1 protein-coding gene is annotated in these 1,172 nt (G+C 56.6%); it reads left to right on the plus strand.

Translation table 11 applies throughout. From position 1 onward, the window contains the following. The first annotated feature begins 66 nt into the window (after nt 1–66). The gene (locus QMX91_RS31190) at nt 67–1,047 is read left to right on the plus strand and encodes an IS5-like element ISPa41 family transposase (RefSeq protein ID WP_014003920.1); all 981 of its coding nucleotides are present in this window, start codon (nt 67–69) and stop codon (nt 1,045–1,047) included. Nucleotides 1,048–1,172 lie beyond the last annotated feature (125 nt).

The raw sequence follows: 1,172 nt of genomic DNA on the forward strand, positions 1-1,172 counted from the left end.
CTAGGGAATCTCCGAACAAGCCTTCAGTTATGCGAGAATCCCCGCAACACCTGATCCGAGCCGCCCATGAGCCAGATGAGCTTTTCCGACTTTGAGTACGCCGGCAAGCGCAAGCAAACCCGCCGAGAGCGCTTCCTCGCCGAAATGGATCAGGTGGTGCCCTGGGCAGGCCTGCTGGAGCTGATCGAACCGTTCTACCCCAAGGCCGGCGGCGGTAGAAAACCCTATCCTCTGGAAACCATGCTGCGCATCCATCTGTTGCAGAACTGGTTCTCCCTGAGCGACCCGGCCATGGAAGAAGCGCTCTACGAAATCACGCCCATGCGCCAGTTCGCACGCCTGACGCTGAGCGCGCCAATCCCCGAAGACACCACGATCATGAACTTCCGGCACTTGCTGGAGAAGCATCAGCTCGCACCGGCAATCCTTGCGGTCATCAATGGTTATCTGCAGGAAAAAGGCCTGTCGCTGCGCCAAGGCACCATCGTCGATGCCACCATTATTCATGCCCCCAGCTCGACCAAAAATAAAGAAGGCAAGCGTGATCCCGAGATGCACCAGACCAAGAAAGGCGGTCAGTATTTCTTCGGGATGAAGGCGCACATCGGTGCCGATGTCGAGTCCGGCCTGGTGCATCACGTCCATGGCACCGCTGCCAATGTGGCCGATGTCACGCAGGTGGCTGAACTGTTGCATGGCGAAGAAAACGCCGTGTATGCAGATGCCGGTTACACCGGTGTCGAAAGGCGCGAAGAGCATGAAAATCGGGGGGTGATCTGGCAGATTGCAGCGCGTCGCAGCACCTATTCCAAGCTGAACCAGCGCAGCGTACTGTACAAAGCCAAGCGCAAGATCGAGTTCTGCAAGGCTCAGACACGGGCCAAGGTCGAGCATCCGTTTCGCGTGATCAAGCGGCAGTTTGGTTACGTGAAAGTACGTTTTCGTGGGCTGATGAAAAACACGGCTCAGTTGACCACGCTGTTCGCCCTGGCAAACCTGTGGAGGGTTCGAAAACAGCTCATGGGTATGGGTGAGGTTCGCGTTTAACACGGAGAACCGGTCGAAAAAGCTCTCCGTACATGATTTTTCGGTCACTTTTCGTCCAATGACGCTGTAGGTGCCTGGAAAATTGCAACTTGCCGCGGCTGCACGACAAGTTGATCGGAGCATCC

It is taken from the genome of Pseudomonas sp. PS01299 (assembly GCF_029960145.1).
Taxonomy (GTDB): Bacteria; Pseudomonadota; Gammaproteobacteria; order Pseudomonadales; family Pseudomonadaceae; genus Aquipseudomonas; species Aquipseudomonas putida_A.